6 protein-coding genes, 1 tRNA gene and 1 pseudogene are annotated in these 6,779 nt (G+C 58.4%); 4 read left to right on the top strand and 4 right to left on the bottom strand.

Annotation, left to right across the window (positions count from 1 at the left end):
- Together WAW39_RS30145 and WAW39_RS30140 are read left to right on the top strand one after the other, a co-directional pair.
- Window positions 1-278, top strand: a 278-nt coding sequence (locus WAW39_RS30145; protein ID WP_422323464.1) for a hypothetical protein, incomplete at its 5' end; no start/stop codon positions are given.
- Between the two features lie 324 nt (window positions 279-602).
- Complete coding sequence (locus tag WAW39_RS30140) at window positions 603-764, top strand: hypothetical protein (protein ID WP_422323462.1); 162 nt, start codon at window positions 603-605, stop codon at window positions 762-764.
- Between the two features lie 45 nt (window positions 765-809).
- On the opposite strand, the gene WAW39_RS30135 is transcribed toward WAW39_RS30140, so the two are convergent.
- The 3 genes from WAW39_RS30135 to WAW39_RS30125 all read right to left on the bottom strand — a co-directional run bounded on the left by WAW39_RS30135 (window position 810) and on the right by WAW39_RS30125 (window position 3,008).
- Window positions 810-1,445, bottom strand: a complete 636-nt coding sequence (locus WAW39_RS30135) for a hypothetical protein (protein ID WP_422323460.1) — start codon at window positions 1,443-1,445, stop codon at window positions 810-812.
- A gap of 10 nt (window positions 1,446-1,455) precedes the next feature.
- Entirely contained in the window at window positions 1,456-2,748 is a 1,293-nt protein-coding gene (gene mads3, locus WAW39_RS30130) for a methylation-associated defense system AAA family ATPase MAD3 (RefSeq protein ID WP_422323458.1), read from the bottom strand.
- 175 nt (window positions 2,749-2,923) lie between these two features.
- Window positions 2,924-3,008: transfer RNA gene (locus tag WAW39_RS30125), tRNA-Leu, on the bottom strand.
- A gap of 142 nt (window positions 3,009-3,150) precedes the next feature.
- Between WAW39_RS30125 and WAW39_RS30120 the strand changes: the two genes are divergently transcribed.
- Together WAW39_RS30120 and WAW39_RS30115 are read left to right on the top strand one after the other, a co-directional pair.
- Window positions 3,151-5,316, top strand: a complete 2,166-nt coding sequence (locus WAW39_RS30120; RefSeq protein ID WP_422323456.1) for an alpha/beta hydrolase family protein — start codon at window positions 3,151-3,153, stop codon at window positions 5,314-5,316.
- Window positions 5,317-5,839: 523 nt separating this feature from the next.
- Window positions 5,840-6,319 (top strand): hypothetical protein, encoded by a 480-nt coding sequence (locus WAW39_RS30115; RefSeq protein WP_422323454.1) that lies wholly within the window; start codon window positions 5,840-5,842, stop codon window positions 6,317-6,319.
- Between the two features lie 132 nt (window positions 6,320-6,451).
- Here WAW39_RS30115 and WAW39_RS30110 read toward each other — a convergent pair.
- Window positions 6,452-6,583 (bottom strand): annotated as a pseudogene (locus WAW39_RS30110) (transposase); the annotation flags it as partial.
- Window positions 6,584-6,779 lie beyond the last annotated feature (196 nt).

Here is a 6,779-nt window from a genome sequence, read left to right as displayed (position 1 = left end):
CGCGAGTGCAGCGCCGCAGCCCTGCCGCCGTCCCAGAGCCCACCATCGCCGCTTTGGAGGCTGATTACGGACCTGCCACGGCTCCTCTGGCTGCGGGCGGGGCGGTGGTGAGCGAAGGGAGCTTCTGTGCGCGCCTGGCTGAGTGCCGGGGCTGTGATCTATGGCGTGAGACCGCCCGGGATGGCCGGGGGCTCTGCGACAGCGTGAACTGCCGGTGCTCGCATCCGCTGCTCTGGCTGGCCGGGAAGCGCTGCCCGGAGGGGAAATGGCCTGCATGAAGCCTGCAAGGCGGGTGCAGACAGGCTGCTCAAAGCGGGCTATTTGCGCAAACCTTTGTCATTTTTGCGTGAACTTGATGGCGCGGCTATGAAATCCAGTACCTCGAAGGCGAGCTGCGCCGTGAAAAATACGACGGCATCATCTCCCTGCATTCAGATGCAGACAGCGATGGCGTCTACGGCTTTGTCGGCGGCTCCTTCCTCAGCGAGCATCTGCTGAAGCCCGCACTGCGCGCCGCATCCAAGATCCTGCCGCGCAATGACTCCCAGGTCATCGACGGCTTCCTTGCCGACAAGGGCATCATTCGCGAAGGCTACCTCGGCATGCTCACCGCACCTCCCGGCCAGTCCTCCTCAGCCCTGGAGATCGTCTTTGAAACCCCGTCTCTGGCGCCCATGCCCCTGCAGGTCTCCGCCACCGTCGTCGCCGTCAAAACCATCCTCGCACGCTACCGCCAGCTGCAATCCTACGCCCCGAATCTCTAACCCTTCCGCCCGTTCCGAATACCGCCATTGAGGCGCAAAACGTGATCAGGAAGTGGGAAACCATTCTCTCATCAAATCACAGAATCGGAGGAAAGAGGGAACTCTGCAATTTCGAAGGCTCTCCCTTTCGGCGAGTCTACCCAATATGGCGTTGGAAGGAGGGATGTTGTAAACTTTCAAGAGATCCCGAAAGACCTCTTTAGGCCTCAGAGGCTTGCCCAGTTGATCCATTCCTCCATGCTCATTACAAATATCCTGGAGCTTCGTTTCCCATTCAACAAGTTTGTCACGATTTTTACGGGCGCGTTCATGCAATACAGTTCCCATGTGCGAAGAACCAAACCGCAGCCAGGACTCCAGCTCCGGCTCCAAAACCAAGGCTGCCGCACGATCATTCTCCCAGCCGCTCTGGATCAATTGTTCATGAAGATTTATTTCCAAAGCTGTCGCCCCTTGTACCTCACGACCACTGCCTTCGATATCCCTGACAACCAGCGCCCGCTGATGGCTAGACTGATACGACCGTAGTAACTCCACTGCCTGACCGCTAGAGTCATGGTAAGGATCAGACACAATCACCGGGGTTACAGACCGGATACCAAGCGCCTGATACCTCGCCAAAATGGCAGGCAGAACCTCCTTATAGGCACTGTCAGGGGTGAGAATGACGAGATCTTCCATGTGAGTTGGATCAGCTGAGGATTCCCGCAGCATACAACTGAGCAAGATTCACGGAGCTTTGCCAGTTCTTGAGCTTGGGATGCAAATCTCCGCGCACGATGTCAGTGGCATCATTGCATTTGGCAAAACACAGCAGTTGCGCAGGCGTTGCCTGTGCCACCAACACGGGCGAATGAGTAGCCAGCAGCACTTGCCCCTCCGTCAAAGCGGATAACGATTGATACAAAGCCTCAATGGCTTGGGGATGCACACCGTTCTCGGGCTCCTCAATCAGATAGATACTGCCTTCATCAGGAATATATGCCAACAGTGTCAATGCCAGCAGTCGAAGAGTACCGTCGGACAAGTGCCAGGACTTCACCTCATGGCCTGACTTGTATTTCACCCTGAGATAAAGAGCTTTGTCCTCGTCACGCTCCGTGACTTCAATATTCTCGATAGGCAGGATAGTTCTGAGATGTTCCATCCAGCCAATCCAAGATGGCGTGTCTTTTTTCAACTCGCGCACCACCTGCGGGAGATTCGATCCATCCACCGCAAATCTTCTACCCTTCAAAGGGGAAGAAGGAAACATCATGGATTCAGCATTCAGCAAGATCTTCTGCACATGCTCAGCGAGCTCCGTCTTAAACCAATTCGAAAGTGGGAACCTGACTTCGTCTTCGGGAAGCGTGCTGAGCGCCGATTTTGAAGCCGGATTTTTGATTTGGAGATTGTACCCAGTGGTCTCTGCCGTGAAATTACTGTTTTGATTTTTCGATTTACTGGCCGTTCTTTTCCATTTGTTGGAGGGAGCCTGCCTGTGGATGATCTGGCTCATTGGATTCAAATTTGGAAGCCAGCTGTCATCTGGAAATTTGCCTCTGTGCAGTTCCCCCTTTTCGGTCGCGTCGCCATTCGGCGAAAAGAGCCACAAGTTCTCCGCTAATATGCGCGGCTCCCAGTCTAACGGCTCATCCTTCTCCTCCCCCAATCCCAGTCGAACTTCGTAGCGAACGTGCGTGTAAGCGGCACTTTTGCCATTCATATGCAGGCTTCTTACTGCATCGGGTATTCTTGCCTCTACCGCGAGATCGAAATACGTCCCTTTTCCTTGGAATAGGATCTCCCCCATACTTCGCGTCCGTGATTTGTCCCAAACATCTTCGAGACCTCCCGCCGCAAAGGCAGCCAGCACCTGCGGCACTTCCAAAAAAGTGCTCTTCCCGCTGCCATTCGGGCCGGTAATAATGTGAAAGTTCCCGAGGTTCTGGGAAACACGCGCCAGACATCGGTAGTTCCACGCTTCGATTTTAGTGATCATGCGGGATTTGAATCAAAAATAAGCATGCCACATATTGTGATATAATTATGTGCTGCAAAGCCCTGACTTTCCAATCTATTTGATTTTCTGCACACAGAGAATCATGCATCTGGGTAAATCTCTCCAACAAAGATTTGTTTCACTTCACTGCTGTGACTCTTTGTACTTCAAAGAGTGGTGCTCGGGAAGGGACTCGAACCCTTAAGCCTTTCGGCACAAGATCCTTAGTCTTGCGCGTATACCAATTCCGCCACCCGAGCAGGTGTGAAAAACAGGGGCCGCGAATATAGACGCTTCAGTTTTTATGCAACCACTGTTTTGCATTTTCGTGCACTTTTATGCGCCGATGGAAAAGACGATCACTCTTGCCTTCGCACCGCGTTTTGACTGTCATCCCTTCTCATGCGCACTTCCCTGCTCCTCTGCCTGCTGCCGTCCCTTCTCCTCGCGGCCTCGCCCTACCCTGAAAAGACCCCTGACACCCCAGGAAACAGGCTCATCGACCGCTACTTCGCCGAGCAGACACGCGAGATCACCGCAGACAACGGACTCGCGCAGATCACCACCGCTGCCGACTGGGAAGCCAAAGCCCCCGAGTACCGCCGCCAGCTCTTTGAGATGCTCGGCCTTGATCCCCTGCCGGAGAAAACCCCGCTGAATGCCACCAAGACCGGCGAGCTCAAAGGCGACGGCTACATCGTGGAAAAAATGCACTTCCAGTCCATGCCCGGACTCTACGTCACCGCGAATCTCTATCTCCCCGAGAAGGTGGACAAGCCCCTGCCCACCATCCTCTACGTCTGCGGCCATGCCGTTGTGGTCAAGGACGGCGTCAGCCTCGGCAACAAAACCGGCTACGAGCACCACGGCGTCTGGTACGCACGCCACGGCTACGCCTGCATGATCATCGACACCGTGCAGCTCGGCGAGATCCGTGGCGAGCACCACGGCACCTACAGCAAAGGCCGCTGGTGGTGGTTCTCACGCGGCTACACGCCCGCCGGGCTGGAGGCCTGGAGCTGCATCCGCGCGCTCGACTACCTCGAAACCCGCAAGGAAGTGGACAAGACCCGCTTCGGCGTCACCGGCCGCAGCGGCGGCGGTGCCTACTCCTGGTGGATCACCGCGCTGGATGAGCGCATCAAAGCCAGCGCCCCCACCGCCGGCGTCACCGACATGCAAAATCAAGTCATCGACGGCTGCGTCGAAGGCCACTGCGACTGCATGTTCTTCGTGAACACCTACCGCTGGAATTTCGAGCGCATGGTCGCCCTCGCCGCACCACGCCCGCTCCTCGTCGTCAATACCGACAAAGACTCCATCTTCCCCATCGACGGCGTCTTCCGCATCTACCAAAACGTGCGCAAGATCTACAGCCTCCTCGGCAAAGAGGGAAACATCGGCCTCCAGGTCGCCGAAGGTCCGCACAGAGATCTGCAGCCGCTGAACATCGGCGCGTTCCATTGGTTCGAGCGCTTCCTCAAAGGCGCGGACTCCATGGCCGTGATCGACGAAGGCGCCAAGAAAACCATCGCGCCCGCCTCCCTGCGCGTCTTCACCGAAATCCCCAAGGACGAGATCAACACCAAGGCCGACGAAACCTTCGTCCCCATGGCCAAAGCCCCCGCACCCGCCACCAATGCCGCCGATTGGTCCAAACAAAGCGACACCTGGATGCAGGATCTCAAAGACAAAGTCTTCAACGGCTGGCCCAAGGACATCGCCTCCGTCAATCCGCAGAAGGAAAGCAGCGCAGAAGTCGATGGCATCCGCATGACCGCCTACGATTTCGACAGCCAGTCACCCTTCCGCCTCCGCCTCTACATCGTCCATCGCGATGGCCTCCGCGCCGAAGACCTCCAGCTCGTCGCGCTCAACGTCCTCGATGAAGCCGGCTGGGATGAATTCTGCGCCACCTACCACAGCCGCTTTGGCAAGCTCATCGAAGTCTTCCCCGGTGCCCCCAAAGACGACGACGCCTTCAAGCAGGAAAAGGCCATGTTCATGAACAACAAATGGGGCATGGCCTACATCTGCCCGCGCGGCGTCGGCCCCACCGCCTGGACCGGCAGCGCCAAAGCCCAGACCCAGCGCCTCCGCCGCTTCTACCTCCTCGGCCAGACTCTCGATGGCATGCGTGTGTGGGACATCCGCCGCACCCTGCAAACCATCCGCGCCATCCCCGGCTTCGGCGAAACCCCGCTCTGGATCCAGGCCCACCGCGACATGGCCGTCGATGCCCTCTACGCCTCCCTCTTTGAAGACAACATCAAGCGCCTCGACCTCCACGACATGCCCCTCACCCACAACGGCACCGTCACCGGAGATCCCGAGTCCGTCGGCCCCGCCATGCTCAACGTCCTCAAATACCTCGACATCCCCCAGGCCACCGCCATGGCCGCCATGCGCAGCAAAGTCGTCATCTACTCCGCCGACAAACCCGCCTGGGACTACCCCGCAACCCTCACCAAGAACCTCGGCAAAGAAACCCAGTTCCAAGTCCGCGTCCCCGTGAAGCCCGAGGAGGTGAAGGAAGAGCCGCAGAAGAAAGAGGAGCCCAAGAAGTAACCCTCATAAGTACGACAGACACTCCTGTCTGTCGGCCAGCGCTCTCTCATTCAGCCGAAAGCCCTCTGCAAAGAACAGCCTCCGAAAGCCGGCTGGCCTTCCACAAGCACCTGCCCGCTGACGCGAACACGCCAGCCTTTTGGAGTGCGGTCGCGAAGATGCACGGCGCAAGCCTGCATCGCAGCTACCGCTTTCGTGGGGTAAGACGTATTCTCAGACCCACCCTGCCGTCCGGCATGCCAAAGCGGCATCGCGCCAAGGCTTGCCGCCGCAGTCCATGACGCTGTCGCGCCCTCTTGCCCCCCATCCTTCAAAACCCACGATATCAACCCGTGAAGTTCTTGGAAAAACGACCGTCCGCAGAAGATTCCTCTGGAGTACGACAGACACTCTTGTCTGTCGGCCAGCGCCCCCGCCTCCACCCTCGCTTCCAAAAAGCCGCCCCCCGCTCGCATTCAAAAAGACTGACAAAACCGGCCCATTCATGAATGATCTCAGGAATTCAAAATCCTGTTCTCCATTCATGAAAGTGATCCTGTCCATCCTCCTCGTCTGCACCCTCAGCGCCTGCGGCCCGACACCTCAGAAACAAACCCGCGCCGAGATCACCGGCACGCAGACCGAGCGCGTCACACGCGCCACCGCCATCCTTGCCAAATACGCCACACTCCCCGGCCCGCTGCTGGACGCCCACATGGCAGAAGACATCGCCGACAACAGCGGCGGCATGGTCCCCGGCCCCTCCGATTCCACCCTCTCAGGCGTCATCACCTTCCCCGCCGCAGACCTCCCGAAGTGGCAAAAGATTCTCGCACCTCAGACCAGCCACGTGGACTCCCCCAGCTATGGCGGCCACAGCCCAGCTCCCACCTGGTGGCCCGCAGCAGCCGCCTTCAAAGACTGCGAGTATTACGAGCCAAAAAAACTCACAGGCCGCACCTTCGGCTTCGTCGCCCTCTCACCTTCCGCTGCGGCCATTTATTTCTCCACGTTCTCTCCCTGAACACCGGCCTGTTCGATCCTTCTTCCCAAACCGTGGCGTTCTAAATCAGGCGCTGCATGCACAGTCGTAGGATGGGTGTGGCGACAGCCCGCCCGTCTGCGAGCGTGGGGAAACGCCCATGGCTCGGTGCGTTCATCCGGGCTGCAGCCGGATGAACCGCCACACGGATTCCACCAGCGCATGCCGCAGCCGGGGATTGCCATGTTTGTTGATCCCGCCCTGCCTGCGTTTGCCGCCGCTGCTGTGCTCGCTGGGACACAGCCCGGTGAGCCGAGCGGAGCGAGACAGCCAGCCGCTAGGCTGCCCCGAAGGGGTGAGCGCAGCGAAGCAACCTGCTGGCCTGCCGCCGGTTGTTGAACCGGGTCCAGTCGAGCACTTCGTTTTCGATGATGCGTTCGGTGAGCGCTCCGAGCCCCTTGGGCCGCGACGTCGCTGCCGTGGCCCGCGCTTCGATCTCTGC

This window comes from Prosthecobacter sp. (assembly GCF_049294395.1).
GTDB lineage: Bacteria > Verrucomicrobiota > Verrucomicrobiia > Verrucomicrobiales > Verrucomicrobiaceae > Prosthecobacter.
The sequence above is the reverse complement of the archived record's forward strand: the minus strand, read 5'-3'. Positions and strand labels throughout refer to the sequence as shown.

Excerpts from the sequence above, each read along its gene's own strand:
- WAW39_RS30140 (WP_422323462.1), top strand. The coding sequence starts at position 603 with ATGCTCACCGCACCTCCCGGCCAGTCCTCCTCAGCCCTGGAGATCGTC.
- WAW39_RS30135 (WP_422323460.1), bottom strand. The coding sequence starts at position 1,445 with ATGGAAGATCTCGTCATTCTCACCCCTGACAGTGCCTATAAGGAGGTT.
- mads3 (WP_422323458.1), bottom strand. The coding sequence starts at position 2,748 with ATGATCACTAAAATCGAAGCGTGGAACTACCGATGTCTGGCGCGTGTT.
- WAW39_RS30120 (WP_422323456.1), top strand. The coding sequence starts at position 3,151 with ATGCGCACTTCCCTGCTCCTCTGCCTGCTGCCGTCCCTTCTCCTCGCG.
- WAW39_RS30115 (WP_422323454.1), top strand. The coding sequence starts at position 5,840 with ATGAAAGTGATCCTGTCCATCCTCCTCGTCTGCACCCTCAGCGCCTGC.